We start from the raw sequence: 24,832 nt of genomic DNA, 5'->3' as shown, positions 1-24,832 counted from the left end.
GGCGTCAGAAGTCGACGGCGAGGCCTTTGCGTTCCCAGTCGCCGTAGCGGACGGGCTCGAGGCCTTTGGGGCCGCCGAGTTCGGGGGGGAGCGGGGTTTTATCGGCGGCGGCGCGGCGGGCTTCGGCCTCGGCCAGGGCGCGTTGGGCTGCGGGGGGGAGGGCTTTGGGGGTGTCGGAGGTATCTTCAGACATGGGGCCGCTCCTTGGCAATGCATGGGCTATTGTATAAGGCGCAGGGAACTCAGGACAAGGGCAAGCGATGGCTGAAGGTTTGACGGCGCGGCGGGCGGTTTTGGCTTTGCTGAACGGGGTGCTGGAAAAGGGGCTGTCGCTGGCCGAGCAGGGGGATGCTCCGCTGGCCGGGCTGTCGCCGGGGGACAAGGCGCGGGCGCAAAGGTTGGCAAGCGCGGTGCTGCGGCAGGCGGAGCCGATTGACCGGATGCTGGGCGCGCATCTGCACAAGGAACCGCCGTTGGCGGCGCTGAACATCCTGCGGTTGGCGGTGACGGAATTGGCGGAGGGCGGGGCTGCGCATGGCGTGGTGAACTCGGCCGTTGAACTGGCGCGGCGGGATCGGGAAACCAACGGGCTGGCGGGGATGATCAATGCGGTGTTGCGCAAGTTCGTGCCGCCGGTGGTGATTGCGGGGCCGGTGCAGCGGATGCCGGGGTGGTTGCGCAGTGCCGTGGTGGCGCGGTTTGGCAAGGTGGCTGTGGGGCGGATGGAGGAGGTGCAGGCGGGCACGCCTCCGGTAGACCTGACGTTGAAAGCCGGGGTTTTGGCCGAGACGATTCCGGGGGCGGAGGTTTTGCCTACTGGCAGCCTGCGGCTGGCCAGTGGCGGGCAGGTTTCGGCTTTGCCGGGGTTTGTGGAGGGGGCGTTCTGGGTGCAGGATGCGGCGGCGGCTTTGGCCGTGCGGATGCTGGGGGATGTGCGCGGGCTTTCGGTGCTGGATTTGTGCGCGGCGCCGGGGGGCAAGACGCTGCAGCTGGCGGATGGCGGGGCGGAGGTGACGGCGGTTGATATCTCGGGGCCGCGGCTGGGGCGGTTGCGGGAGAATTTGGCGCGGACCGGGCTGAAGGCCAAGGTTGTGACGGCGGATGCCTTGCAGTGGGAGCCTGAGGCGAAGTTTGATGCGGTGTTGCTGGATGCGCCGTGTTCGGCCACCGGGACCATCCGGCGGCATCCCGATTTGCCGTTTCTGCGGCAGGCCAGTGATATTCCGGGGTTGGTGGCATTGCAGGCGCAGTTGCTGGACCGGGCTTTGGGGTTTTTGAAGCCGGGCGGGCGGTTGGTCTATTGCACATGCAGTTTGTTGCAGGATGAGGGGGAGGCGCAGGTGGCGCAGGCCTTGGCGCGGCATGAGGGTTTGGTGATGCTGCGGCCCGAGATTGCCGGGATTGAGCCGGCTTGGATGGGCGAGCGGGGGTTGCGGCTGCGGCCGGATTATTGGGCGGAACGGGGCGGGATGGACGGGTTCTATATGGCCTGTCTGCAGGTTCCGGGCTGACTACTTCGGGGCGAACAGGCGATAGTAGGCCCAGTCGGGCAGGAATTGCGACAGGCGGAAGACCCATGAGAAGACCATGGGGAAGCTGCGCTTGAAATGGGGGGTGGCCATCAGGGTCATCATTTCGGCGGCGGCGGCCTCGGGCTCCATCAGGAAGGGCATCTTGAAGGTGTTGAGCGCGGTGAGGCGGGTTTTGATGAAGCCGGGGTTGGCGAGTTGCACCTTGATGCCGGTGCCGCGCAGGTCGGCGTAGAGGGATTCGGCCAGCGCCATCACGCCAGCCTTGGAGGCGGAGTAGCCGATGGCGCCGGGCAGGCCGCGGAAGCCTGAGAGAGAGCCTGTCAGGACGATGTGGCCGGTGCCACGGGCGACCATGGCGGGCAGGATCGCGCCGAGGATGCGGGCGCAGCCGGTGAAGTTGACATCACACATTTGCACGAACTGGTCGGCGTTCAGGGCTTGCGCGGGCATCGGCCAGTAGACGCCGGCGAGCCAGATCATGCCGTCGATCTCGCCGATCTCGGCAACGGTTTGGGTGACGGCGGCGCTGTCTGACACGTCGAGGGGGGCGGCGCGGCTGCCGGGGAGGGTGGCGCAGACCTCGGCCAGTTTGGCGGCGTTGCGGGCCGAAAGGATCAAGAGCGCGCCTTGGGCGTGCATCTGGCGGGCCAAGGCAAGGCCAAGACCCTCGGACGCGCCGACCAGCCAGTAGCGTTTGCCGGTAAGGGTCATGCGGGCACGGCTTCGGGCATCGGGCGCATGGTGGCGATCAATTCGGCGACCTTGAAGCCCCATTTGCGGAACTGGCTGCGGTTCAGGATGGTGCCGTTGGGCATCAGGTACATCCAGTCGGTGACGTCGAGGACATGGCCGCCATCCTCGGCGGGCAGGCGGATGCGGTAGTGCATTTCGCAGGCCGGCCCCTCGGTTCGGCCATGGCCGGGACCGTCGAGGTCATCCGCCTCGGCGCGCAGGGTGCCGTCGTTGGAGAGGGCCAGACGCCATTCGCGATCCTGGGTCTTGCCGGAATCGTAGGTGAAAGCCTCGGTCAGGGTGGCGCGGTTGCCGTCCCAGGTGCCATGCATGCGGGCCACGAAGCGCGAGGAGACGCGGCCAAGCGGGCCGTAGAGAACACCCTCGCACAGGATCGGGCCGTTCAGGTGGGTGCGGGGGTCGAACTGCGGGCCTTTGCCGCTGAAATCCGCCAGACGCTGGGTGCGAAAGCCGATCAGGCGCGGCAGGATCAGGGCGGCGGCGATCAGGGCGAGGAGAGCTGTCGCAAGGGGGAAAAGCATCAGGACACCTCGGAGGTTGGGGGTTGCGGGCGGGGACGGAAGGCCGCGCCCTTGAGCTTCAGTTTCAGCGCCTGCCAGTAGATCAGCGCCAGAACCCGGCGCGAGCCGAAGGGGCGGCGGATCAGGGCCTTGAGCAGGCCGGTATTGGTCAGGGGTTTCAGGGGGCCGGTGAGGGTGGCAATCAGCCCCTCGGCCCCAGTGGTGAAGTCGATGACGATGTGAATGCGGTCCGGGCGCAGGTCGATGCGGAAGGTATAGCCGCCGGAGATGGTCTGGAACGGCGAGACGTGGAAGATCTTTTGCGCGGTCAGGTGGTCTTGCGCGGTGATGGGGGCGAGGTCTTCCCGGTGGCAGAGGTAGGAGTGGCGGTCGCCGTAGGTGTTGGTCACCTCGGCCACGAAGGCGTACAGGCCGGAGGCGTTCTCGCACAGCCAGAAGGCGACCGGGTTGAAGACATGGCCAAGAAGCCGGGGCTGGGCGAGGAGGCGGATGCGGCTGGGCTGTGGCAGGGCGTGGTGGGTCAGCACCTCGCGCAGCCAGGTGGGGCCCCTGCCCTGCCGGGGTGCGCCGCCATGGTCGGTGTCATGGATCGCGGCAAGGTTGGCGTGGTTGCGCGAAAAAAGGCTGGGACCGCTGTCATGTTCGGCATCCAGCAGCACGAAGTCCACGCCGTAGCGGAAGGCATTGGACAAGCTGCCTTTGCGGCCGTGGAAGGTTTGACCGGCAAGGTGCAGGGCGTTCATCGGGCTGGCCCTTGGGTGCGGCGCGGGGGACGGGCGGGCGAGGTGCCGTTCCAGCCGCGCCCGAGGGTGTTTTGGGGGTGGGTGTTTTGGGGGCGGCTGGCTGTGAACCGCTGAAACGGGGGGCGGGGCGGCATCAGGCGGCCTCGCGGATCAGTTGGCGGGCGCGCAGGGAGGCGGCGACATGGGCGGCGGAGGCGAAGCCGTCTTCGTGGAAGCCATTCAGCATCCACGCACCGCAGAACCAGGTGGAGGAGCGGCCGTTCATGGCGGCGAGTTTGGTCTGGGCCTGCAGCGCGGCATGGTCGAAGACCGGGTGGCGGAAGGTTTCGGTGCTGTGGATCAGGTCCTGCCGGATCGGTCGGTTGGGGTTGAGGGTGACGAACAGCGGATCCTCCTGCGGGATCGGCTGCAGGGAGTTCATCCAGTAGGTCAGGTCGATGCGGTCCGGGCGCGGGCCGGCGGGTTCGGCATAGTTCCACGAGGCCCAGGCCCGGCGGGAGCGCGGCATCTGGGTGGGATCGGCGTGCAGGATCGCCTCGTTCGGTTGGTAGCGGATGGCGGACAGGGCCGAACGTTCGGACGCGGTGGCGTCGGACAGCAGGCGCAGGGTGTCGTCGGAATGGGTGGCGAAGATGATGTCGTCAAACAGCTCCCATTCGCCGCCCACGGCGCGGACCATGGCGCCTTGCGGCACGCGCTGCACGCCTGCGATGGGCGTTGCGGTGCGGATGTCGACGGCGTGGCGGATCAGGTCAGCCTCCAGCCGGCGGACATATTCGATGGAGCCGCCTTTGACGGTATACCACTGGTGATGCTTGAAGACGCCCATCAGCCCGTGGTTCTTGAAGAAGGTGATCAGGGCCTGGGCCGGGAAGTTCAGGATGCCCGCGGAGGGCGTCGACCAGATCGCCCCGGTGAAGGGGGTGATGTAGTGGTCGCGGAAGGCGGCTGACATGCCCATGGTGGACAGAAGATCACCCAGCGACATGCCCGGTTGCAGGACCCGGTCGGCGTTCTTGTGGAAGCGCAGGATGTCGGAGAGCATGCGCAGATAGGTGGGGCTGAAAGCGTTCTTGCGCTGCGCGAACAGCGAGGACAGGTTGCGCAGGCCGTATTCCAGCTTGCCGCCCTGGATGGAGCAGCCAAAGCTCATGTCACTTTCGGCCACCGGCACATCGAGTTTGTCAAACAGCGCGGTCAGCAGGGGATAGTTCACGCGGTTGAAGACGATGAAGCCCATGTCGACCGGCTGATCGCCGCGTTTGCCGGCCATCACGGTGTGGGCGTGACCGCCGAGCTTCTTTCCCGCCTCGAACAGGACCACCGCGTTGTCGGCGGCCAGAAGATGGGCCGCCGCCATGCCGGAGATGCCGCCTCCGATGACGGCGATGCGGCGGGAGGGGGCGGAAAAGGTCTCGAACGGCATGTCGGCTCCTGAAAGCGGCTTTGAAAGGTTTACGCGGGGCGACGACGATTGGATCATTGAAAAGAGCTATCAGGGCGAGTGATCCAGTTGGGTGCGGGGCGCGTAAAAGGGATATGTTGCTGAACCCACACACCTTTGCATTTGCCGATGGACGGCAGCCTGCGCCAGCCTATGTTGCGCAGGCGAACGGGTATGTGCGGGGGATTGCGGGCGTGAAGGACGGCGAGACCGACTGGTCGGCACTGATGATCGCGGTGCGCGATGCCGGGGACCGGGCGGCTTTTGCGCAACTGTTCCGGCATTACGCGCCGCGGGTGAAGTCTTACCTGATGAAATCGGGCGCCAGTGCCGCGCAGGCGGAAGAATGCGCGCAGGATGTGATGACGACGCTGTGGCAGAAGGCGCAGATGTTTGACGCCGAACGCGCCTCGGTTTCGACATGGATCTTCACGATTGCGCGGAACCGGATGATCGACATGATCCGGCGCGATCGCCGGCCCGAGCCGGAAGCGGCGCCGTGGGATCGTGAGGAAGAGCCGGATCAGGCCGAGGTTTACGCCGCGGCCGAGGAAAGCCGCAGCCTGACGGCGGCCTTGCAGGAGCTGCCGGAAAAGCAGCGCAAATTGATCCAGCGGGCGTTTTACGGCGACCTGTCGCATTCCGAGATTGCGGCGGAGACCGGATTGCCCTTGGGAACCATCAAGTCGCGGATACGCCTGGCGTTGGACCGCCTGCGCGCCCGCATGAGTGAAAGCTGATGACGATGCAAATCAGGCACCACCTGAACGACCAACTTCTGATGACCTATGCGGCGGGCAATCTGCCGGAAGCCTTCGGGCTGGTGGTCGCCACCCATGTCAGCCTGTGCGACGACTGCCGCGCAAGGCTGGAAAGCTTCGAGGCGCTGGGGGGTGCCGTGATCGAGGCTGACGCGGGCGAGAGCCTGAGCGACGAGGCTTTGGCGCGGGTGATGGCCCGGCTGGATGTGCCGGTGGTGGTGGCGCCGGTGGCCAGCCCGCTGGGACGGCGCAAGGCGCCGGTGCTGCCCGGGCCGGTGGCGGCCTATGTCGGCGGCGATCTGGACCGGGTGAAGTGGAAGTCGCTGGGCGCCGGTGTGCGGCAGGCGATCCTGCCGACCTCAAAATCGGCGACGGCGCGGTTGCTGTATATCCCGGCGGGGCAAGCGGTGCCCGATCATGGCCATAGGGGCACTGAGCTGACGCTGGTGCTGCGCGGGGCCTTCCGCGATGCGACCGACCGTTTCGGGCCGGGCGATCTGGAGATTGCCGACGAGGATCTGGAGCATACGCCGGTGGCGGAGGCGGGTGAGGATTGCATTTGCCTGGCCGCGACGGATGCGCCGCTGCGGTTCAACGCGCTGGTGCCACGCTTGTTGCAGCCGTTGTTCCGGATTTGAGGCGACAGCGCGGTTGAACCGCCAGAGCGGGGGTTTCACACCCCCGCACCCCCGTGGGATATTTAGGAACAGATGAAATAGGGGGGCCGGGGGGGGGCGGGCGCGCGTCAGAGGACGACGATGCCGCTGTGTTTGGCTTTGAATTCAGGCTCGACATGGATCGTCACGATGCAGCCTTCGACCAGCGCCTTCAGGCCGGCTTCAACGCGGTCGCACATGTCATGGGCGGCGGAGACGCTGATGGCGCCGGGGACGACGAGGTGAAACTCGATGAAGGTGGCGGCGCCGGCGGCGCGGGTGCGCAGGTCATGCGCCTCGACCGCGCCGACGGCTTCGGTGGCGATGACGCGGCGGACCTCGGTCAGGACCTCGTCGGAGAGGGATTCGTCCAGGAGGCCGGAGAGGCTTTCCTGCATCACGCGCCAGCCGGAATAGAGGATGTTGAGCGCCACAAGCCCGGCGAGGGCCGGATCAAGCCAAGCCCAGCCGGTTTCAATGGCCAGAAGCACGCCGAGGGTTACGACGACGGAGGAGACGACATCGAGGAACAGGTGCTTGCCATCGGCCACCAGTGCGGGCGAGCGGGCGCGGCGGCCGTGGTGGATCAGCACCCAGGCCCAGACGGCGTTCAGCACCGAAGCCGCGCCATTGACCAGCAAGCCGCGCAGCGGGGCGTCCAGCATGTGGGGGGCCTGGATCCCCTCCCACGCCTGTTTGAGGATCACCAGCGAGGCGACGATGATCATGACGCCTTCGAGGATCGCCGAGAAGAGTTCCGCCTTGTGGTGGCCGTAGGGGTGGTTGGCATCGGCGGGCAGCGCCGCGACGCGGATGGCCAGCAGGGCCGCGATGGCGGTGACCACGTTGACGGTGCTTTCCAGCGCGTCCGAGAGCAGGGCCACCGACCCGGTCATCTGCCAGGCCACCAGTTTCAGGCCCAGAACCACCAGCCCCAGAAGGATGCTGCCGATCCCGAGTTTGACGACTTTGGTCATGGTCGGCTCCTGTATCGGCTTGGGTGGCGGGGGCGCAAAGAACGCTGCACTAGCAAAGCAGTCCTTCGGGTTCAAGCTTTTTGGCGGGGCCCGCGCCGCACCAAGCGGCCTTTGCTTGGTTCGCAGAGGCCATTTTTCCCTTGAAACGGGTCAGAAACAGGCGCATAGCACCGCCACGCCTGCATCCCCCATGGACGCGGGCCTTACCCTATTTGGAGAGACCATGGCCAAGGAAGAACTTCTCGAATTCCCCGGTGTCGTGAAAGAACTCCTGCCGAACGCGACATTCAAGGTTGAACTCGACAATGGCCATGAATTGATTGCGGTGATGGCAGGCAAGATGCGCAAGAACCGCATCCGTGTTCTGGCAGGCGACAAGGTGCAGGTCGAAATGACCCCCTACGACCTGTCGAAAGGCCGTATCAACTACCGGTTCAAGTGAGGCTGTTTCCGAAATCGGGAACCGGTTTCGGAACCCGGACGGACGGAACACCAACGTGAGACTTATCCTAGGATCCGCAAGCCCGCGCCGGAAGGACCTTCTGGCGCAATTGGGCATCATACCCGATGCGGTGATCCCCCCTGACATCAACGAAGACCCCCTGCCCCGCGAACTGCCTTTGCCCTATTGCGCAAGGCTGGCGCGGGAAAAGGCGTTGGCGGTTCCGGCCGAGGCGGGCGATATCGTGCTGTGTGCCGATACCACGGTGGCTTTGGGCCGCCGCATTCTGGGCAAGCCTGCCGACGCGGGCGAGGCGGCGGAATTCCTGACGGCCTTGGGCGGGCGGCGGCATCAGGTGATCACCTCGGTCGCGGTGCGGTTGGGCGACCGGGTCTGGAGCCGCGATTCCGTCAGTGCCGTGAAGATGAAGCGGCTGTCGGATGACGAGCTGAACACCTATCTCGCCAGTGGCGAGTGGCAGGGCAAGGCGGGTGCCTATGCCATCCAGGGCGCGGCGGGCGCCTTCATCCCGTGGATTTCAGGCAGTTTCACCGGCATTGTCGGGCTGCCCTTGGCGGAGACGGCCAGCCTGTTGCAGGCGGCAGGCTATCCGGTGTGGAGACAAGCATGATTGGCCGTGTGATCGTTCTGGACGAGATCGAGGGGCGCAAGGCCGCCGCCTTGGTGGTGGATGGGGTGCTGAGCGAATTGCTGGTCGACCCGGTGGACGACACCCCGCTGACCGGGGCGATCTATCGGGCCGTGGCGGATCGTCCCATGAAGGGCATGGGCGGCATGTTCGTCAAACTGCCGGGGGGCGAGTCGGGCTTTCTGCGGCAGACCGATGGTTTGGCCCCGGGGCAGAGGCTGCTGGTGCAAGTGACCGGGCCTGCGGAGCCGGGCAAGGCTTTGCCGGTGACCTCTCGCCTGCTGTTCAAGGGCAAGCTGGCAATTGTCACGCCGGGGGCGCCGGGCATCAACGTCTCGCGTCGGATCAAGGACGAGGCGGTGCGCGATGATCTGCAGGCGATAGCAGATGCCGCAATGGCCGGGGCGGATGCGCAACTGGGGCTGATCGTGCGGTCGGCGGCGGAAGCGGCCGAGCCTGAAGAGTTGGCCGAGGAAATCGGTGAACTGCGCGAGGTCTGTGCCGCCATGATGGCCGACCTTGAGGGCGGGCCCGAACTGCTGCTGGAGGGCGCCAGCGCGCAGGACACCGCCTGGCGCGACTGGAGCGATCCTGCGCCCGACGACGTGGTCGAGGGTGGCTTTGCCAACCTTGGCGTGCTGGAGATGATCGACGCGCTGCGTGGCCCACGGGTCGAGCTGGGGGCGGGCCACATGATGGTGGAGACGACGCGCGCGCTGGTGGCCGTGGATGTCAACACCGGGGCCGATACCTCGCCTGCCGCGTCCCTGAAGGTCAATATCGCCGCCGCCCGTGACCTGCCCCGCCAGTTGCGGCTGCGCGGCCTTGGCGGGCAAGTGGTGGTGGATTTCGCGCCGATGGCCAAGAAGGACCGCAGCATCCTGGATCAGGTGATCAAGGCCGCCTTCCGGGCCGAGGGGGGCGAAACCAACCTGGCCGGCTGGACCACGCTTGGCCTGTACGAGATGACCCGCAAGCGCGACCGCCAACCGCTGGCGAGCCTGCTGCCCTCCGGAGCGTGACGATGCCCTGCCCGATCTGCGGCAAAGAGGCCGCCGCGCGCTATCGCCCGTTCTGCTCGCGCCGGTGTTCGGATGTGGACCTGGGCCGCTGGCTGACCGGAAGCTATGTGATCCCCGGCCCCGAGGTGGAGGACGATATGTCCGAAGGCTCTGACGCCGCGCGCACCGACCGCCCCCTGACCCGCGACCACAATTGATACGCCGCAGCGATTTTTCTTCCCGGCCCCTCTGGACAGCCCCGAAAGCCTGACGTATCAGACGCCCACCCGCAGGGAAGCCAACCGGCCCCTTGGTAACGGGCCCAGATAGCTCAGTCGGTAGAGCAGCGGATTGAAAATCCGCGTGTCGCTGGTTCGATTCCGGCTCTGGGCACCACTTCCACGCATAACACATTGAAATCGTAGCAAAATACTGAGACCGATTTTTCTAGTCCACCCTATGGCCTACCTCGGTGATAAGCTCTGCGGTTTGGGCGGTTCACAGACAGCACCCGCACACTGCTAGGGTGCCCGTGCTGTCCATGACTTGCTTTGAGCCGCCGATCAGACGGCCAAAGATTCTTCAGTCTTCCCAGCCGCCAGCGCGTCGATAAACCAGTGTGGCTTCCGCCCACGCCCAGACCAAGTCACAGCAGCATTTTCAGGGTGCTGGTACTTCGGCGCTGCCGCTGCCCGTACACGCACCACAGGCTGCCCCACGAGCTCCGCGAGGGTATAACCCAGTTCCTTCGCTTGAGCCTCCAAGGCCGTCCGCGCTTCAGACTTCTTGCGATCTTCGAAACCTGCGATGGCCTTGGTGACGTCTTTTTGCAGTTGCTTCAGATCGGCCAGCGTCAGGGAATTCAAGTCCAGATTGATCATCGGTTGCTCCATATTGCGATGTGAATGTGTAGGTCGGACGAGAATCGCAATCAACCTGTCTGTTTGCAGTACCCAATCATCTAAGCCTGATCAACGAAGCCCCGTCCGGAAGGGGATAGCCAGGCAAATCCGCTTCAACTAATCTACCCGAACCTAGGAACTGTCGTAACCTGGGCATCGCGATGCTCTTCAGTCATGGAGACATCGAGATGAGGATACTTTCAAAGCGCCAGCTCAAGGAGTTGGTTCTGTACTCGCCGCAACACGTTGCGCGACTGGAGAAAGCCGGGGCATTCCCCAAGCGGGTAACCCTCGGCCCCAACCGGGTCGGCTGGATCGAGCGGGAAGTGCTGGACTGGCTCCAGGAGCGCATTACACGCCGCGAGACCTAACCGACACTCCTGAAAAGGAGCAGGGTGGCCGGGTGTGCACAATCCGGTCACCCAATTTATTTAGCCCTTGCAAACACTTACCAACCCAGACACTTTGTTCAAGATCCCATTCCGAGGTAAGATAACGACATGACTGATGCCCAGAAGCAGAAGCTAGAATCCCAACTCTGGAAGATTGCGAACGAACTTCGTGGCAAAATGGACGCTGACGAATTCCGGGATTACATTCTGGGATTCATCTTCTACAAATACCTGTCAGAAAAGCAGCATCTGTTCGCCAATAAGCTACTCGAAACAGAGGCTGTAAAAGACTATGCTCTCATCTTAGCAACTGAAGACCTCGCCGCAATAAGAGAAGAGTCACTCGAAAAACTTGGCTATTTCCTGCGGCCAGAGGAACTTTTCAGTGCGATAACAAGGAAGGGCAATATCAAGATCGATGAAGTTGAAGACGAGTCGGACGAAGCATCCGGCAACTTCATTCTTGAAGATCTGGGCGCTATTCTGAACGCCATCGAGCAGAGCACGATGGGTACAGATAGCGAGGAAGACTTCAACAAGCTCTTCGAGGATATAAATCTCGCGAGCACTAAACTGGGGCGCACACCCGCAGCGCGTAACAAATTGATCGCCAAAATCTTAGCGCATCTAGAAGGTATCGACTTTCAGCTAGGTCAAGTAGATTCAGACGTCCTTGGAGACGCATATGAATATCTCATTGGGCAGTTCGCCTCCGGCGCGGGAAAGAAGGCGGGAGAGTTCTACACCCCGCAACAGGTCTCCAAAATTCTTGCGAAGATCGTTACTTCTGGTAAACAAAAAATCAAAAACGCTTATGATCCTACATGCGGCTCAGGGTCGCTTCTTTTGCGCATTGCAAAAGAGGCAGAAGTCGGATCATTCGCCGGTCAAGAAATGAATAGAACGACATACAACCTTGCCAGAATGAATATGATTCTGCATGACGTTCACTTCAGTCGATTCGATATTCGGCAAGAAGATACTCTCGAAGAACCGCAACATCTTGGCCTCGAATTCGAGGCAATTGTGGCGAACCCTCCCTTCTCAGCAAAGTGGAGGGGTAAGGATAATGTACTTTTCGAAACTGATGATCGCTTTTCACAATATGGCAATCTGGCATCAAAGTCCTATGCCGATTGGGCATTCGTGCAGCATATGGTTTATCATCTTGCTGAGAACGGAACAATTGCGGTGGTACTTCCGTCAGGTGCAATGTTTCGGGGAAGTGCCGAGCGTGGAATTCGCAAGCATCTAGTAGAAAATCTAAATTATATTGATACTGTCATCGGCCTCCCACTTAATTTGTTCTATGGCACCGAAATTCCCCCTTACATCTTGGTCTTGAAGAAGTGTCGAACCAATGATGACAACATCCTTTTCGTGGACGCAAGCGAGGATTTCATTCAGCTTGGAACTAAGAACGCACTTTCAACCGACCAGATCGAACGAATAGTGGCTGCCTACCGTACACGTGCGAATGACGGAAAATTTTCTCGAGTCGTTCCCATCACTGAGGTGATCGAAAACAAGTGTAATTTGAGTGTGAACCGCTATATTGACAAATACAAGCCGAAGTCAGAAATGAATCTCGCCCAAGTCTCTGATTTACTCAATGCCAACAAAGAGAACTTGCGTATAGTCGACGATCAGATTCGGGACTATACTGATAAACTGAGTATCCCGTTCCCGGATGGTGAGAACGCCGAGCATTTGCTAAATTATAAGAAAACGTGCGCAAGGCTACTCTTTCAAAAATCCATTCGTTTGTTTGATCGAGATAGAAAAGTGTTCCAAGAAGAGTGGGACAACGTTTCGCTCGCATCGCTCACACAGCGACGTACCGAAAAGAACACAGCGAACACGCTAACTAGGGTACTTACAAACTCCGCCGTGAAGGGCATAATAGATCAAGGCGATTACTTTGATAAGGACATCGCCAATGTTGATAACCTTGACGGGTACTATATCGTGGAAAGGGGCGATTTCGTCTACAATCCGCGAATTTCCGGAAGCGCGCCCGTGGGGCCAATAAATCGTAATGACCTCGCGATCGGCATCATGTCACCACTGTACACTGTCTTCAGGTTCAACCAGAGTGATACTGATTACTTTAGGCATTACTTCGCATCGAGCGAATGGCATCGTTATATGTACAAGATAGCCAACTTCGGAGCCCGTCATGATCGTATGTCCATAGCTCTTGATGATTTATTCGACATGATCATTCCATATCCTAGAGATGAGGAGAGAGCTGAGATCTCGAAATTCCTTAACCTCCTTGATCGAAAGGTCCAATTGGTGCTGGGCAGCCCGTCCCTAATCGGTGATATATAATGACCACGCAAACCGAAGAACAACTCGAAGATTCCCTTGTTGCCCAGCTTGAAAGTTTGGGGTGGGCTTTCGTGCCCATCGATAGCGAGGCTAAGCTAGTTGCTAACCTCAAGATACAACTTGAAACACATAATAAAACCAAATTGTCAGATCGCGAGTTCAAGCAAGTTCTGAGTAAGCTGACACGTGGCAATATTTTTGAAAAGGCCAAAATACTCCGGGATAGGGTGGATTTTGCAAAGGATGACGGAACCACCGGATATCTTGAACTTATTAACCAAACACAGTGGTGCAAGAATGAGTACCAGGTGACCCGTCAAGTTACCATGACTGGCACTTACACGAACCGTTATGACGTGACCCTGCTTGTCAACGGACTGCCCCTAGTCCAGATCGAGTTGAAGCGCCGAGGTCTTGAGATGAAGGAGGCTTTCAATCAGACAAATCGCTACCATCGGCATAGCTTTGCCGCCGGACTCGGACTGTTCAACTACATACAACTGTTTGTAATCTCGAACGGAGTAAACACAAAGTACTACGCAAACAATCCTGTAAACCGGCGGGATTTCAAACAGACTTTCTTCTGGACCGATGCGGAGAATCACAAGATATCGCAGTTGAGCGAGTTCGCTTCAAGCTTTCTTGAGAAGTGCCAACTGTCCAAATTGATTACCAGATACATCGTGCTGCATGAGAGTGACCAACTTCTTATGGTGATGCGCCCGTATCAGTTCTATGCTGTCGAAGCAATCTTAAGTCGCGTTCAAAACACAACAAAGCACGGCTACATTTGGCATACGACTGGGTCTGGCAAAACACTGACGTCGTTTAAAACTGCGCAGGTTCTAACTCAAAATCCCAACATTCATAAAGTGGTTTTCGTGGTTGACCGAAAGGATCTGGATTTTCAGACGATCAAAGAATTCAATTCTTTCCAAGAGGGTAGCGTTGATGCAACCTCAAATACTGCGACTCTTGTAAAGCAGTTTTCTGATGACACGCCACTTATTGTTACCACTCTACAGAAACTCAATACAGCGATCAGTCGGGAACGACATTTGAGTGTAATGTCGAAGTTGAAAGATAAGCGGATGGTTTTCATCTTTGACGAATGTCATCGCAGCCAATTTGGCGACACTCACCAACGTATCACCCAGTATTTCGACAATGTTCAGATGTTCGGGTTTACCGGGACACCAATCTTCGCCGCAAACGCTGCCAAGAACGCGCTCGGAAAGAGGACGACAAAGGATCTCTTCAGCGAATGTCTTCATCGCTACGTTATCACTGATGCAATTCGCGACGAGAACGTCCTTAAGTTCTCCGTTGAATACATCCGCACTGTTAAAAGACGTGATCAAATAGAAGACATCGAGGTCGAGTCAATCGATAGAGCCGAAGTGATGGAGTCACCAGAGCGCCTTGAAAAAATTGTCGACTATATTCTGGCAAACCACGATAGAAAGACACATAGTCGAGAATTCACGGCAATCATGGCCGTTTCTAACGTGAAGAGTCTTGTTTCGTACTACGATTTATTCAAGCGCAAAAAAGAGAGCGGCGAGCATAATCTTAAAGTTGCAACGATTTTCTCGTATCAGGCCAATGAAGAGGATGCTGATGCTGATGGCATGGGAGACGTGGACGACCTACCCGACGACAGCAGACCAATCAATAAGCATAGTCGCGAGCGGCTTGACGACTTCATTGGCGATTATAACGCCATGTTTGGCACAAATTACTCCACAAAGGACAGTAATCTCTTCTATGGCTACTACAAAGATATAGGCAAGCGAGTGAGAGCTCGTGAGGTGGATATCCTGTTAGTAGTCAATATGTTTTTGACCGGATTTGATAGCAAGCCACTCAACACAATCTATGTTGACAAGAATTTGAAATACCACGGACTTCTACAAGCCTACTCGCGTACAAATCGAATAATGGGAGCAAAGAAGTCTCAAGGTAATGTCGTATGTTTCCGCAATCTGAAGCCATCCACGGATGAGGCCATCGAACTGTTCGCCAATAAGGACGCCAAGGAGGAAATCGTCCTCGCACCGTATGAGGACTACCTGAAGCGTTTCGAAGATGCGATGGTCAACCTTTTTGCGATTACTCCGACTGTTGCAAGTGTGGATGGCCTTACGAGTGAAGCAGAGGAAGCGTTATTTGTTCAAGCTTTTCGAGAACTGATCCGTGTCAAGAATGTTCTTGATTGTTTTTCTCAGTTCAACTTTGGCGGCTTGCCAATGGATGAGCAATTATTTGCAGATTTCCGAAGCAAATACCTTGATCTCTACGATAAAGTGCGCATGGAGAGAGAGAAGGAGAAAGTCTCGATACTCAACGATCTCGATTTTGAAATTGAGTTGATAAGTCGAGATAAGATCAATGTTAGCTATATCATAACTCTGCTTCGCGGCCTAAGTGAAAAGCAACCAGACGAACAGGCTAAGATTCGAAAGAACATAATGGATTTGCTCGAGGGCGAAGCTCAACTCCGGAGCAAAAAGGATCTTATCGAGCGTTTTATTTCCGAGCAAGTCCCACATATTACATCCAAGACGGATGTTGGGGAGGAGTTCGAGGTATTTTGGACCGAACAGAAGCTTCAAGCTATAGAGTCTCTTAGTCGTGAGGAGGGGCTGAGAAAGGACGGCCTGGAGCAGGTGATTGGCAATTATCTCTTTACGGAGAAGGTGCCGATGAGGGATGAAATCATTGGCATTATGGAAGTGCGCCCATCACTACGTGAACGAGGAGGCATATCTCAAAGGATCATTGCTAGGATTAGAGAATTCGTCGAAACGTTTGTTGACGGTGTTGACTAGTGAAAGAAAGAAAAGGGGAAGCCATTGTGGCTTCCCCTTTCGTCATTCGAGGCGTGTGCAAACACCATCGATCACTTCATGTAGCCGTCGCGTGGCGGTCGGATTTTCTGCCACTCGGCCAGCCAGGGCAAAGGTTGTGGCATTGAACAGCCGCCACGGGGTCTTGTCGCCCCAGTCATGTGGCGGTTCTTCATAGGCTTGCAGCACGTCGGCAATCCGCGTCACATTGATCACGCCTTGGCGGTATAGGGACATGATCGCCTGATCCGCCACCGTGTCCGGCAACTCGTGCACCTTGTACCTGGCCAGCGTTTCAGCTTGCAGCCGACGCGCCTCGCCAAGCGGCTCGATTACCTCGGCCACGAGGCCAGGAAGATCGCGTTTGGCGTTCGCAGTGTGCTTGCGGCGGATCAGGTGATCCGCATTGAACGCAAGGTTGTCGCAAACGAAGACGCGGGAGCCGATAGCAATGCCGATGGGGAATTGCTTCTTGTGGCTGTTCCGCAAGCCGACCATGTCCGTATAGTCGCCATAGGGTGAGCGCAGGGACAGTACCCCGAAGTAGTTCATCCCATCGGGCGTGATGGCATGATGTTCTTCGAGCAGTTCGTGACGAAAGAAGCCAAGCGCATAGCGCACCATGTCCACCACGGAGTGATGGGGAATGGGCACGTGGCTTTCGGTTGGTTCCGGGGTGGGCAGGTCGCAGAGATCGCCATAGGCGATGGCCCTGCCGCCCGTGTGCAGCATGAGTGTCATTTGGTTCTCCTTGGGTGAAACGGACGCGACGTGGCGCTGGCGAAATGCCGCGAGCCTGATGTGCAAAAGAACGTCCTGTGTCAGGGTACACCCGAGAATGACGCCCGCTTAGAACAGGGGAGTTTTCGAAATCGAACTTTTCACGGCCATAGGCAGCGCGGCTCGTGTCAGGCTTTCAGTATATCCATAGTGTCACCGGAAACGCGCGACCATGGCGCGGTCACGGTTTCCGTTGCGCGCAGGATCATGGGATCATCCGGCGCGAGAACTTGGACGAGCGTTGCGGCGGCAAGGCCGGGGTGATCTACCGCGATCAGTTCTATGAAGCGGCGAGCCCGAGCCTGGGACACGAACGTGAACAGGACAGCCAGTGGCGACTTCAGGCCGTAGTGTTGGCGATGGAGGTCACGTGTAACGATCTGTCCGTAGCCGGTGATCTTTCGGACAAGGCTTTCCCGTGCCGACTTGGAAGATATTGGCTCAGTGCCCCGATCTACCTCCACCATAAATGCTCTGAAACTGCCCCCGTAGTTAAGGGCAAAAATCTGGTCAGGAATGATGGTGCCGCCCGCATAGGGAATGCCGAGCGGAGCTTGGCGGATGCTCAGGATCTTCCGAGCCGGGATGTATCCTATCGATCTGGCTGTGGCAGCGCGGTCGATAGCAGCGGTGATGGTCGAAACGGTGTAAGCATGCCACCAATGCCCGGTCGGTCGTACAGCGTCTTCAAAGCATCCTTTGTCCGCCATCCAGGTCTTCGCTTTCGGGGTAACGTCATAAACGTAGGGATGGAATTCGGCGCGTTCGATGGCGCGCTGTTGCGGTGGCAATGCGAGGAAGCCCCCGGCCCGCAGGCGCTGAAGGGAACGCAAGCCAGTATCCCGGCAGCGGTGGGTGTCCGAGGTCAGATCAAGCAGGGCAACGGAGGATTGTGGGCCATGCCGCTCAATATGTGCAAGCCAGCGCAACTCGCGATTCGTCGGTCGCACAGCTTCATGTGAAGCTATGTGATGGAATGTTGCACGACCGAGAGCATCCAGCTTTTCCATACGAAAAACATAGCAAAATCAGAGCTCAGTGGAAGGCTTTAATGGATCGGCCTCCTTTTTCGGCGGCACGACGGCGGGCATTACAGGTTCCGATGCTGTGGCCTCTTCAGGCTTTGGAGGGGTGTATAACGGTTCGGCATAGGCATGGCGGCTATAGTCGCGGATCGCGTCACGTTCGATCTGTGATGTGCGCGGCAGCTTCTCCAGGGCGAAGAAGGGAAAAGACATCGGCACGGCGCGGTCGGTCAGACCACGAATGAAGGTGGCGAAGGTGCCCTTTGGTTGGCGGGCGATCATGTCCGCATCCGCGCCCATTTGGCCCGCGAGCGCCCGTGCGTCACGCGCCGAGACGCCACCAGCCAGCTTGATCGAGGTGTTGGCCTCAAAGGCTTCCTGAAGGCCCGAGGTGAGCTGGCCGAGGTATTGGTGCGCAAGCATCATGCCTACGCGATACTTGCGCGCCTGGCTGAGAATGATGCCAATGTTCTCGTCAAAATAGTCCTGGGCCTCGTCCACATAAACCATGCAGGCGAGACGGTCGTAGTCGGGCAAGGTAGCGCGCTCCTGGGCGGCCTGGGCGATCAGTGCGATGAAGAAACGCCCGAACACTTCAGTCCCTTGCTCTTTCAAAAGCGATTTCGCCGTGTTGATCAGAATGAGCTTGCCAGCGTTCATTTCGGTGAACATGTCGAACTTGGATTGCGGGTGTGAAAACATCCGTTCGAAGGTCTGATTTTCAAGTACGCCATAAAGACGGCGCAGGACCTGGGCTTTGGTCGCAGTGAATTCTTTGCTGTCGAATTCGGTTTCGAAGAAGCGGCGGGCCGTTGGCTCAAGGGTGGCAATTTGATCCTTGTATTTGGCCGAGCCGCCCTGCTCCATCAGTTCGCGCAAGGTGTGAATGGTGGCATTGGGAATATAAAACATCAGGCGGGTGACATAGCGAAACACGACGTTCTGTTTCGACGTCATCCCCGCCGCCAGCAGGGAACCAAGAACGAAGTCATAAAGCTCGATGATGGAATTGGTCAGACGTTCGCGGTCCAGCGCGTTGTATTTGTCCAACCGTTCTTGCCCAACCGAAAACAGGTTGAGTGATACTGGAAAGGCAATGTCTTCAGGGTCGATCAACACGATCTTTTCTGGCGCCAAAAGCCGTGCCGAAAGGATGGTCCGGATCAGATCGCCCTGGCTGTCGATTACAACAACCGATTTATCACCGCGCGCGATGGCGGGCAAATCGCGGCTAATCAGATATTGGATGGTCTGCGTTTTGCCGTGCCCACTGCCTGCCACCATGTGTAGGTGTTCAAATCTGGCTTCATCAGGAATCCGAAACGGCGTCTTCAGTGCGAACAGTGATTTCAGTCGCGTTCCGACAAGATAAGCATCGACCACATCATCGCCCTTGTAGTCACGAGGGAAGATCGGGTTGGTCTTGTGGGTGCGCTCAAGGTTACCGTTCAGCCGATCCTTCAAGTTCTTGAAGTGGTGATAGTCGCCGTCTGCGAAAAACGGGGCAATCACGTCTTCGACTGCCTGCCCCAGCGGATGCAGGAACTGGGTGATGCCCACGAGCACATCGCCGTCGATGGGTGGTGCAGCACAGGCGATCACGGAGAGACTTGAGCCGATCTGCGCCAGAGCGGCATCGACCATGACGCGGTCCGTCCTAGCCTGCCCCATGCGAGCAAGTGCGTCCCGATAGCGCGCCCCTTCTACAGTGTTGCAGAGCGCGGGCGGCGGCGGAACTTGCGGGCTCAAGCCTTCATCCGCAAACAACGCCCGACCAACCTCTAGCAACTGAATGCGTAGGGGATCTGGCATATCAACCGGCCAGAGGCGAGACAAAGCAGCATCGACTTCATCGCTTGTCAGACGAACAGAACCAGACACGGCATGGTTGTACATCAGCATCGTTTCATCGCGAGCGAGCCGTTCCAACCGTTGCGGACTTTCGAGATACAACCGGATTCCGATATATGCCGCCGCGCCGACCAAGAAGAACGGCGTCACGACCATCGCCAGAATGAGCAACAGAATGACGATGAAGAGCCCGAAGCTGGATTGGAATATCTCTTCGACAGGAGACCTCGCCATCAGAATTCAGCCACGGTCCGACCGCCAGTTTCGGCATTGTCTGTGATCCAAAGTTTTACCTGCGCCATCATGTGAAGAATCGACTCCTCATAAATCTTGGATGCAGACGGCGTGGCGCACAGGAAAGCGTCCGTTCGGCCATCAAGAAGATCGCCGAGTTTCAGAACAAACTTCTCGTCACGGTCATCGACCTTCGCTGTGGCCGGTCGCCGATTCAGGAGCGTGGTTTCGCCGAGTCTCCGCTGCCGGATGATCTGCTTTTCTTCGTGGCTGAACGCGACCGTCAGGTGTACTTCGTGAAAGGTTTTCTTGAACAACCAACCTCGTTGGACATCATGGTGAGTGATGGTAACGCGCACGGCTTGTCCTCAAAGCAGGGGATGGGATTGGCGAAGGATGCAGCCAATCTCATCCCCTGCAAAGGGGGTAGATGTCGGGGCAAAAGAATTTGGCGTTTGGTTCATGCTGGTTCAGCTATGTTTCAGGATGGCTCCCCATACGGCATCCCCATAGAGGAAGGGGGTACTGTATGGGGGTCAAAAGTTAGGTGGACTTCGTTGTTTCCGTCGAGCCGTTCAGTGACGCCGAACCAAAATCCGGGGTCGGCGCGTGCAGACCAGGTGCGTTGGCCGACGCCGAAATGGCCGGTTCCGCTGGCCGGTTTCCATAGCCGACACTTGGTGTCGAGGCAGCCTGATCACTGGATTTCTGTTCAGGCGCTTCGACCCGTCGATCTGCGTACGACGCCAGCGGCTCTTTTGGCGCAGCAAACTTCAAAGCTTCGAAACTGGTTCGCATCTGCTCGTTTTGACGGAGCGACTGCCGGGAAACCTCAAGGCTATCGCGGGATAGTTGCAACATCTGTTGGGAGTATTCGGCGGTATCCACGCCTGCTCGTCCAATCTGAGCAAGTGCCAAGGTGATAACCCCGACCATCGCGATTCCAATTCCGGGCAACATGAGCAGAAGAACCTCAGGTCCTGGCCCGCGACCATAGCCATAACGGCCCATCTGACTTCCGATTGAAAGGCCAACTATTGCGGCGATCACACCGCCCACGATGATGACCCACCCGGCGAATGACATAAACGAGAATAAGCCGCGCGCGGCTTCGTATGAACGCATGGATACCTCCCTCATTGCGTAAAAGAAAAGCTGCAACTAGACGTTGCAGCTTGTCAATTGTTCAATGAAATTTTCTAACCCATCGCCGCGCCGAGTGTCATCGCTGGGTTACGCAAGATGACTTGGGCCAATGCCAATGCTTCAAACAGAACTGTGTTGCGATGTTCGTTGTCGAAGAAGCGGCGCTTGCGTGGCACCCAGGGCAAGAGCTCTGGATAGTGCACCGCGAGGGCCGCAGCCTCGGCATACTTGTTGTCGTGAATCTGTTCTCTCTCGACACGTACGTCGAGCACCTTCGCCGCCTCTGCCACGTCGGCCATCGCATCGATCAGATGCCGCGTATTGTCGCCTTTTCGCGTTCCTCCGCCCGGCTGTTCTGTGATCACTACTTCAGGCTGCAAGGTTTCGATCCACTTCAGCACGGCAGCTCTGGCTTCTTCTGTTGACGTGCTGGCCTTGTCTGAAATCCGCCAGTCCATCAGGCGGTCACCGATCAAGTAGACGTAGGCGATACGTCCGGTGGCGGCTGCAATGGAAAGGATTCTAAGCGCCGCCATTGTCTTCCTGTTCTTCTGCTAATCGTTGGGCCAACCTCTCAATGCTGTGGTCACGGTTCCGTGTGCCCGCAAAGGCTCGAACCTGATCCGGCATGTTGAGAATTCTGCTGCGCAGCGCCGCTCGCGCTTCGTTCAGAATGGCACCAAACAGACTTTCAAAACTTCGTCCGTATATTACAGACAACGTGCAAATCTGGACCAAACTGGGCAGCCTTTTGCCGCTTTCCAGTTGAGCCAAGATCGCCGTTGGTATCGCTAATAAATGCGCGCAATCGCGCTGTGTGAACCCTGCTTTTCTGCGCGCCAAGCGCAAGTCCAGGGCGAACTCAGTGGACATATATTTTTGTGACTTACTGCTGATAATACAGGCAGTGTATGGCGATATTTCCCGCGCACCTAGTAGGCGCAATATGCCGATTCTGAGTGTTTAGCAGCCTTGAGCTCAATATGTCCTTTCTTAATCGGTATGGAGTCAGGTTGGACCCGGAAGGGTGAAACCCTTCCGGCTAACGGCCATGCCGAGCAAGTCCTATTGCTCGAGTCTACCTCTATCGTTCCGAGGATCAGGATATCGTAATTCCTGCTCGTTCTGCTAGACAGCGACAAGAACCGGCTAAGTGCTCGCCACGGTCTATACAATATGACGGAATCCTCCTGCCGTTCTTTCAGCATTTTCTCTTGACGCAATGCCGCCCTTGTTTCCGAAAGAACCGCCCCCTTAGCGGAGGCGGTTTGGTCAGTATTCTTCGGGCAACATGATGGTCAGAACGCGGTGAGTTTCGCCCTCGTTGGCCGGGTTTTCCGAGCCTGCGGTCAGGGTAGGGTTGTAGTAGTCGATCTTCCAGTGAACGGCCTTGCCGTTCACTTCGACCCGACCGTAGTCGTGTTCACCCCATGGATCGTTGTCCTTTGAGAAGGCCGCAAAGTTCCGGATGGCAAGGTAGGCTGCCTTGATAAAATCTTTGCCTTCTGCCTGCACTCCAACCGTCAGAAGGATTGATCCCTTGCCCTGACCCTGCATTCTGAAACGGTCATTCAGTTCGCGGGTCTTCTGGCTTGGGACGGCTTCGGCGCGCTTCCAGACGAAATGCGTCTCGCCCTCGCACGTATGGCAGTACTCCTGATCGAAGACAGTTTCGATCTCCCAAAGGCCCGTCTGAGGGTTCCAGCAAGCCCACGCATCGCGGGCAACGCGTTCAGAACCACACGCCTTGCAGGTCGGGACCGAGCCGATATCGGCCAGCACCTCTTCTTGTACAACTCCCATCGTTATCTCCTTCCGCATGGGTGGCCGCCCGAAACGATTTCAGGCGCACCGGGCGAAAGGCGATGTGTGGGAGGGAAGAACGATCCTTCGTAATTCTTGCAAAACTGGGAGGGACACCATAGGCGGTGAAAGTTTCGAAAAACGAGGTTTCGAGACGCGTGCAGTGCGGAAACCAAAATGAAAATGCTTCGAGCTCAGATGTTTACATAGTCTAGGGCGGCACGCCGATTCCTGCGAAACTGATCGCACGATGCTTCAGCCTATTTCGTCCATCTTAGGATCAGCTCACTATCGCCAGGGCGACCGACCATTTGGTATCGCCCTGCCCGACCGCCTCTTTCACCTGTACATCATTGGACAGACTGGCACCGGCAAGTCGACGCTGATCAAGAACCTTGCCTTGCAGGATGCTCAGAATTCGCGGGGCGTGTGTCTGATCGATCCACACGGAGATCTGGCTGCTTCACTCTCTGGCGCAATAAGCAGACCGCACCTCTACTGGAATATTGCGGACCCGGCGTGTGCTCTGGGCTACAACCCCATCGCCCCCGTCGCCGCTACTTTGCGCCCGCTAGTTTGCTCCGGATTGATCGAGGCCCTCAGGCGGCAGTGGGAGGACGCCTGGGGTGCACGCATGGAGCACCTTCTTCGCTACTCCATCCTGGCCCTGCTTGAGCAACCGCGCGCGGATATTCGCGACGTTGTTCGGCTTCTCATGGAAAAGGACTTTCAAAAACTGGCGTTGCATCGCGTGACCGATCCGCAGGTACGCTATTTCTGGGAAGTCGAATATCCATCGATGAACTACAAGAACGCGGTCGATGGCGTCGCGCCAATCGCCAACAAGCTTGGGGCCTTCTTAGCGCACCCCTTGGTTCGAAAGGCGATGTGCGAACCAGAAGAACCAATCCGGTTTCGCCGACTGATGGACGAAGGCGGCATACTCATTGTGAACTTGGCGAAGGGTGCGATGGGCGGTGACATCTCGAATGTTCTAGGTGGCCTCATCGTTTCTTCGATCATGAATGCAGCCTTCAGTCGGCAAGCAACACCGCAAGGCGACCGCCGCCCCTTCATGCTGTACGTCGATGAATTTCACTCGTTCACCACCACGGCCTTCGCGGGCATGTTGTCTGAGGTGCGCAAGTACGGGGTGGGCGTCACACTGGCACACCAGCACATCGTCCAGGCAGACCGAACGGTCTTTGAATCCATCATGGGCAACGTGGGCAGCATGTTGGCTTTTCGTGTTGGTGCCCTTGATGCCCCAACCGTCTCACAACAGATGCAGGGAGTTCAAGCTACCGACCTGATCAATCAACCAAACTATCGCGCCTTCGCGCAGATCATGATCGCCGGTGAAAAGTCCAAGCCCTTCTCCATGACGACACGGCCATGAGACCTGAAGTTCCCCAACTTTCCGGGGACTTTTTGCCGTGCCAGCAATCAATAGAATGGGATCATGGAACGCGAAGAACACCTACGAAGACACCTTGAACTCTGCAAGCGCATCTACTTGAGGATGCTTGCAGACGGCTCTTGGCCTTGGCGCGATTCGACAGAACCGAAAGACCTGATAGAATCCGATCCTAACCCACAAGAACCATGAAGTCCTGCTTTGGCTACATCCGGGTTTCGACACAGAAACAAGGGGAAGGCGTTTCTCTCGAAGCTCAAAAAGATGCAATCATGGCCTTTGCGAGTCGCAGCGATCTGCACGTGGTTGAATGGTTCGAAGAAAAAGAAACAGCCGCAAAATCCGGCCGCCCTATTTTTACTCGCATGTTGAAGCTCTTGGAAAAAGGGAAAGCGTCTGGCCTGATAATCCACAAAATAGACCGATCAGCACGCAATCTCAAAGACTGGGCAGTGATCAGTGAACTATCTGATAAGGGTATTGGCGTCTACTTCGCCACTGAGAGCCTGGACTTCCGTTCACGAGGAGGGCGTCTGACTGCTGACATCCAAGCCGTGATCGCCGCCGACTATATTCGAAACCTACGCGATGAAACAAAGAAAGGTCTAGACGGTAGACTG

The 24,832-nt window shown here is 58.0% G+C and carries 27 protein-coding genes and 1 tRNA gene; 13 read left to right on the top strand and 15 right to left on the bottom strand.

Features of this window, described 5'->3' with window-relative positions; translation table 11 throughout:
- Positions 1 to 4: 4 nt before the first annotated feature.
- Positions 5 to 193, bottom strand: coding sequence for a DUF1674 domain-containing protein (locus tag AC1Y2B_RS18175; RefSeq protein WP_482254532.1), 189 nt, complete (start codon positions 191 to 193; stop codon positions 5 to 7).
- Between the two features lie 67 nt (positions 194 to 260).
- Here AC1Y2B_RS18175 and AC1Y2B_RS18170 point away from each other — a divergent pair, with 67 nt between their 5' ends.
- On the top strand, positions 261 to 1,511 hold the full coding sequence (locus AC1Y2B_RS18170; protein ID WP_482254531.1) for an RsmB/NOP family class I SAM-dependent RNA methyltransferase: 1,251 nt from the start codon (positions 261 to 263) through the stop codon (positions 1,509 to 1,511).
- Here AC1Y2B_RS18170 and AC1Y2B_RS18165 read toward each other — a convergent pair whose 3' ends face one another.
- The 4 genes from AC1Y2B_RS18165 to AC1Y2B_RS18150 form a co-directional block, all read right to left on the bottom strand.
- Positions 1,512 to 2,243: an SDR family NAD(P)-dependent oxidoreductase gene (locus AC1Y2B_RS18165; protein ID WP_482254530.1), complete on the bottom strand. Its 732-nt coding sequence runs from the start codon at positions 2,241 to 2,243 to the stop codon at positions 1,512 to 1,514.
- On the bottom strand, positions 2,240 to 2,806 hold the full coding sequence (locus AC1Y2B_RS18160; protein ID WP_482254529.1) for a DUF3833 domain-containing protein: 567 nt from the start codon (positions 2,804 to 2,806) through the stop codon (positions 2,240 to 2,242). The genes AC1Y2B_RS18165 and AC1Y2B_RS18160 overlap by 4 nt, the downstream gene beginning before the upstream one ends.
- Positions 2,806 to 3,549, bottom strand: a complete 744-nt coding sequence (locus tag AC1Y2B_RS18155) for a DUF1365 domain-containing protein (protein ID WP_482254528.1) — start codon at positions 3,547 to 3,549, stop codon at positions 2,806 to 2,808. The genes AC1Y2B_RS18160 and AC1Y2B_RS18155 overlap by 1 nt, the downstream gene beginning before the upstream one ends.
- 133 nt (positions 3,550 to 3,682) lie before the next feature.
- Positions 3,683 to 4,975, bottom strand: a complete 1,293-nt coding sequence (locus AC1Y2B_RS18150) for an NAD(P)/FAD-dependent oxidoreductase (protein ID WP_482254527.1) — start codon at positions 4,973 to 4,975, stop codon at positions 3,683 to 3,685.
- 245 nt (positions 4,976 to 5,220) lie between these two features.
- Here AC1Y2B_RS18150 and AC1Y2B_RS18145 point away from each other — a divergent pair, with 245 nt between their 5' ends.
- Entirely contained in the window at positions 5,221 to 5,733 is a 513-nt protein-coding gene (locus tag AC1Y2B_RS18145) for a sigma-70 family RNA polymerase sigma factor (RefSeq protein WP_482254558.1), read from the top strand.
- A 5-nt stretch (positions 5,734 to 5,738) separates the two neighbouring features.
- A complete protein-coding gene (locus tag AC1Y2B_RS18140; RefSeq protein WP_482254557.1) occupies positions 5,739 to 6,392 on the top strand; it encodes a ChrR family anti-sigma-E factor in 654 nt (217 codons plus the stop codon).
- 107 nt (positions 6,393 to 6,499) lie between these two features.
- On the opposite strand, the gene AC1Y2B_RS18135 is transcribed toward AC1Y2B_RS18140, so the two are convergent.
- Complete coding sequence (locus tag AC1Y2B_RS18135) at positions 6,500 to 7,387, bottom strand: cation diffusion facilitator family transporter (RefSeq protein WP_482254526.1); 888 nt, start codon at positions 7,385 to 7,387, stop codon at positions 6,500 to 6,502.
- A gap of 223 nt (positions 7,388 to 7,610) precedes the next feature.
- On the opposite strand from AC1Y2B_RS18135, the gene infA reads away from it, so the two are divergent.
- The 5 genes from infA to AC1Y2B_RS18110 all read left to right on the top strand — a co-directional run bounded on the left by infA (position 7,611) and on the right by AC1Y2B_RS18110 (position 9,875).
- On the top strand, positions 7,611 to 7,829 hold the full coding sequence (infA, locus tag AC1Y2B_RS18130) for a translation initiation factor IF-1 (protein WP_008028414.1): 219 nt from the start codon (positions 7,611 to 7,613) through the stop codon (positions 7,827 to 7,829).
- Positions 7,830 to 7,884: 55 nt separating this feature from the next.
- Entirely contained in the window at positions 7,885 to 8,460 is a 576-nt protein-coding gene (locus tag AC1Y2B_RS18125; protein ID WP_482254525.1) for a Maf family protein, read from the top strand.
- On the top strand, positions 8,457 to 9,500 hold the full coding sequence (locus tag AC1Y2B_RS18120) for a ribonuclease E/G (protein WP_482254524.1): 1,044 nt from the start codon (positions 8,457 to 8,459) through the stop codon (positions 9,498 to 9,500). Before AC1Y2B_RS18125 ends, AC1Y2B_RS18120 begins: the two co-directional genes overlap by 4 nt.
- 2 nt (positions 9,501 to 9,502) lie before the next feature.
- Complete coding sequence (locus AC1Y2B_RS18115) at positions 9,503 to 9,697, top strand: DNA gyrase inhibitor YacG (protein WP_482254523.1); 195 nt, start codon at positions 9,503 to 9,505, stop codon at positions 9,695 to 9,697.
- 102 nt (positions 9,698 to 9,799) lie between these two features.
- Positions 9,800 to 9,875 (top strand) — tRNA-Phe (locus AC1Y2B_RS18110).
- Between the two features lie 167 nt (positions 9,876 to 10,042).
- Here AC1Y2B_RS18110 and AC1Y2B_RS18105 read toward each other — a convergent pair.
- Complete coding sequence (locus AC1Y2B_RS18105) at positions 10,043 to 10,360, bottom strand: H-NS histone family protein (protein WP_482254522.1); 318 nt, start codon at positions 10,358 to 10,360, stop codon at positions 10,043 to 10,045.
- 209 nt (positions 10,361 to 10,569) lie between these two features.
- On the opposite strand from AC1Y2B_RS18105, the gene AC1Y2B_RS18100 reads away from it, so the two are divergent.
- The 3 genes from AC1Y2B_RS18100 to AC1Y2B_RS18090 all read left to right on the top strand — a co-directional run bounded on the left by AC1Y2B_RS18100 (position 10,570) and on the right by AC1Y2B_RS18090 (position 15,938).
- The gene (locus tag AC1Y2B_RS18100; RefSeq protein ID WP_482254521.1) at positions 10,570 to 10,752 is read left to right on the top strand and encodes a helix-turn-helix transcriptional regulator; all 183 of its coding nucleotides are present in this window, start codon (positions 10,570 to 10,572) and stop codon (positions 10,750 to 10,752) included.
- 129 nt (positions 10,753 to 10,881) lie between these two features.
- Positions 10,882 to 13,107, top strand: a complete 2,226-nt coding sequence (locus AC1Y2B_RS18095; protein WP_482254520.1) for a type I restriction-modification system subunit M — start codon at positions 10,882 to 10,884, stop codon at positions 13,105 to 13,107.
- Positions 13,107 to 15,938 (top strand): type I restriction endonuclease subunit R, encoded by a 2,832-nt coding sequence (locus tag AC1Y2B_RS18090; RefSeq protein ID WP_482254519.1) that lies wholly within the window; start codon positions 13,107 to 13,109, stop codon positions 15,936 to 15,938. The genes AC1Y2B_RS18095 and AC1Y2B_RS18090 overlap by 1 nt, the downstream gene beginning before the upstream one ends.
- A gap of 42 nt (positions 15,939 to 15,980) precedes the next feature.
- Here the strand turns inward: AC1Y2B_RS18090 and AC1Y2B_RS18085 are convergent, their stop codons facing one another.
- The 8 genes from AC1Y2B_RS18085 to AC1Y2B_RS18050 all read right to left on the bottom strand — a co-directional run bounded on the left by AC1Y2B_RS18085 (position 15,981) and on the right by AC1Y2B_RS18050 (position 22,795).
- Entirely contained in the window at positions 15,981 to 16,697 is a 717-nt protein-coding gene (locus AC1Y2B_RS18085) for a DUF932 domain-containing protein (protein WP_482254518.1), read from the bottom strand.
- A gap of 167 nt (positions 16,698 to 16,864) precedes the next feature.
- The gene (locus tag AC1Y2B_RS18080) at positions 16,865 to 17,746 is read right to left on the bottom strand and encodes a replication-relaxation family protein (protein ID WP_482254517.1); all 882 of its coding nucleotides are present in this window, start codon (positions 17,744 to 17,746) and stop codon (positions 16,865 to 16,867) included.
- Between the two features lie 18 nt (positions 17,747 to 17,764).
- Positions 17,765 to 19,846, bottom strand: coding sequence for a type IV secretory system conjugative DNA transfer family protein (locus AC1Y2B_RS18075; protein ID WP_482254516.1), 2,082 nt, complete (start codon positions 19,844 to 19,846; stop codon positions 17,765 to 17,767).
- Positions 19,846 to 20,205, bottom strand: a complete 360-nt coding sequence (locus tag AC1Y2B_RS18070; RefSeq protein ID WP_482254515.1) for a hypothetical protein — start codon at positions 20,203 to 20,205, stop codon at positions 19,846 to 19,848. The genes AC1Y2B_RS18075 and AC1Y2B_RS18070 overlap by 1 nt, the downstream gene beginning before the upstream one ends.
- A gap of 184 nt (positions 20,206 to 20,389) precedes the next feature.
- On the bottom strand, positions 20,390 to 20,971 hold the full coding sequence (locus tag AC1Y2B_RS18065) for a hypothetical protein (protein WP_482254514.1): 582 nt from the start codon (positions 20,969 to 20,971) through the stop codon (positions 20,390 to 20,392).
- Positions 20,972 to 21,045: 74 nt separating this feature from the next.
- Positions 21,046 to 21,528 carry a hypothetical protein gene (locus AC1Y2B_RS18060; RefSeq protein WP_482254513.1) on the bottom strand — a complete coding sequence of 161 codons (483 nt, stop codon included), beginning with the start codon at positions 21,526 to 21,528 and terminating at the stop codon, positions 21,046 to 21,048.
- Positions 21,515 to 21,865 carry a helix-turn-helix transcriptional regulator gene (locus tag AC1Y2B_RS18055; RefSeq protein WP_482254512.1) on the bottom strand — a complete coding sequence of 117 codons (351 nt, stop codon included), beginning with the start codon at positions 21,863 to 21,865 and terminating at the stop codon, positions 21,515 to 21,517. Before AC1Y2B_RS18055 ends, AC1Y2B_RS18060 begins: the two co-directional genes overlap by 14 nt.
- Positions 21,866 to 22,264: 399 nt before the next feature.
- On the bottom strand, positions 22,265 to 22,795 hold the full coding sequence (locus AC1Y2B_RS18050) for a DUF3768 domain-containing protein (RefSeq protein ID WP_482254511.1): 531 nt from the start codon (positions 22,793 to 22,795) through the stop codon (positions 22,265 to 22,267).
- Between the two features lie 250 nt (positions 22,796 to 23,045).
- Here AC1Y2B_RS18050 and AC1Y2B_RS18045 point away from each other — a divergent pair, with 250 nt between their 5' ends.
- Positions 23,046 to 24,194 (top strand): type IV secretory system conjugative DNA transfer family protein, encoded by a 1,149-nt coding sequence (locus AC1Y2B_RS18045; protein ID WP_482254510.1) that lies wholly within the window; start codon positions 23,046 to 23,048, stop codon positions 24,192 to 24,194.
- Between the two features lie 206 nt (positions 24,195 to 24,400).
- Positions 24,401 to 24,832: recombinase family protein (locus tag AC1Y2B_RS18040; RefSeq protein WP_482254509.1), on the top strand; the 432-nt coding region annotated here is incomplete at its 3' end.

Source organism: Stagnihabitans sp. (assembly GCF_964946895.1).
Note: the sequence above shows the minus strand (reverse complement) of the source record. Positions and strands in the feature narration are given on the sequence as shown.

Bases quoted from the DNA above. Each gene is read 5' to 3' on its own strand.
- AC1Y2B_RS18175 (WP_482254532.1), bottom strand. From the start codon at position 193: ATGTCTGAAGATACCTCCGACACCCCCAAAGCCCTCCCCCCCGCAGCC.
- AC1Y2B_RS18170 (WP_482254531.1), top strand. From the start codon at position 261: ATGGCTGAAGGTTTGACGGCGCGGCGGGCGGTTTTGGCTTTGCTGAAC.
- AC1Y2B_RS18165 (WP_482254530.1), bottom strand. From the start codon at position 2,243: ATGACCCTTACCGGCAAACGCTACTGGCTGGTCGGCGCGTCCGAGGGT.
- AC1Y2B_RS18160 (WP_482254529.1), bottom strand. From the start codon at position 2,806: ATGCTTTTCCCCCTTGCGACAGCTCTCCTCGCCCTGATCGCCGCCGCC.
- AC1Y2B_RS18155 (WP_482254528.1), bottom strand. From the start codon at position 3,549: ATGAACGCCCTGCACCTTGCCGGTCAAACCTTCCACGGCCGCAAAGGC.
- AC1Y2B_RS18150 (WP_482254527.1), bottom strand. From the start codon at position 4,975: ATGCCGTTCGAGACCTTTTCCGCCCCCTCCCGCCGCATCGCCGTCATC.
- AC1Y2B_RS18145 (WP_482254558.1), top strand. From the start codon at position 5,221: ATGATCGCGGTGCGCGATGCCGGGGACCGGGCGGCTTTTGCGCAACTG.
- AC1Y2B_RS18140 (WP_482254557.1), top strand. From the start codon at position 5,739: ATGCAAATCAGGCACCACCTGAACGACCAACTTCTGATGACCTATGCG.
- AC1Y2B_RS18135 (WP_482254526.1), bottom strand. From the start codon at position 7,387: ATGACCAAAGTCGTCAAACTCGGGATCGGCAGCATCCTTCTGGGGCTG.
- infA (WP_008028414.1), top strand. From the start codon at position 7,611: ATGGCCAAGGAAGAACTTCTCGAATTCCCCGGTGTCGTGAAAGAACTC.
- AC1Y2B_RS18120 (WP_482254524.1), top strand. From the start codon at position 8,457: ATGATTGGCCGTGTGATCGTTCTGGACGAGATCGAGGGGCGCAAGGCC.
- AC1Y2B_RS18115 (WP_482254523.1), top strand. From the start codon at position 9,503: ATGCCCTGCCCGATCTGCGGCAAAGAGGCCGCCGCGCGCTATCGCCCG.
- AC1Y2B_RS18105 (WP_482254522.1), bottom strand. From the start codon at position 10,360: ATGATCAATCTGGACTTGAATTCCCTGACGCTGGCCGATCTGAAGCAA.
- AC1Y2B_RS18100 (WP_482254521.1), top strand. From the start codon at position 10,570: ATGAGGATACTTTCAAAGCGCCAGCTCAAGGAGTTGGTTCTGTACTCG.
- AC1Y2B_RS18095 (WP_482254520.1), top strand. From the start codon at position 10,882: ATGACTGATGCCCAGAAGCAGAAGCTAGAATCCCAACTCTGGAAGATT.
- AC1Y2B_RS18090 (WP_482254519.1), top strand. From the start codon at position 13,107: ATGACCACGCAAACCGAAGAACAACTCGAAGATTCCCTTGTTGCCCAG.
- AC1Y2B_RS18085 (WP_482254518.1), bottom strand. From the start codon at position 16,697: ATGACACTCATGCTGCACACGGGCGGCAGGGCCATCGCCTATGGCGAT.
- AC1Y2B_RS18080 (WP_482254517.1), bottom strand. From the start codon at position 17,746: ATGGAAAAGCTGGATGCTCTCGGTCGTGCAACATTCCATCACATAGCT.
- AC1Y2B_RS18075 (WP_482254516.1), bottom strand. From the start codon at position 19,846: ATGGCGAGGTCTCCTGTCGAAGAGATATTCCAATCCAGCTTCGGGCTC.
- AC1Y2B_RS18065 (WP_482254514.1), bottom strand. From the start codon at position 20,971: ATGCGTTCATACGAAGCCGCGCGCGGCTTATTCTCGTTTATGTCATTC.
- AC1Y2B_RS18060 (WP_482254513.1), bottom strand. From the start codon at position 21,528: ATGGCGGCGCTTAGAATCCTTTCCATTGCAGCCGCCACCGGACGTATC.
- AC1Y2B_RS18055 (WP_482254512.1), bottom strand. From the start codon at position 21,865: ATGTCCACTGAGTTCGCCCTGGACTTGCGCTTGGCGCGCAGAAAAGCA.
- AC1Y2B_RS18050 (WP_482254511.1), bottom strand. From the start codon at position 22,795: ATGGGAGTTGTACAAGAAGAGGTGCTGGCCGATATCGGCTCGGTCCCG.
- AC1Y2B_RS18045 (WP_482254510.1), top strand. From the start codon at position 23,046: ATGCTTCAGCCTATTTCGTCCATCTTAGGATCAGCTCACTATCGCCAG.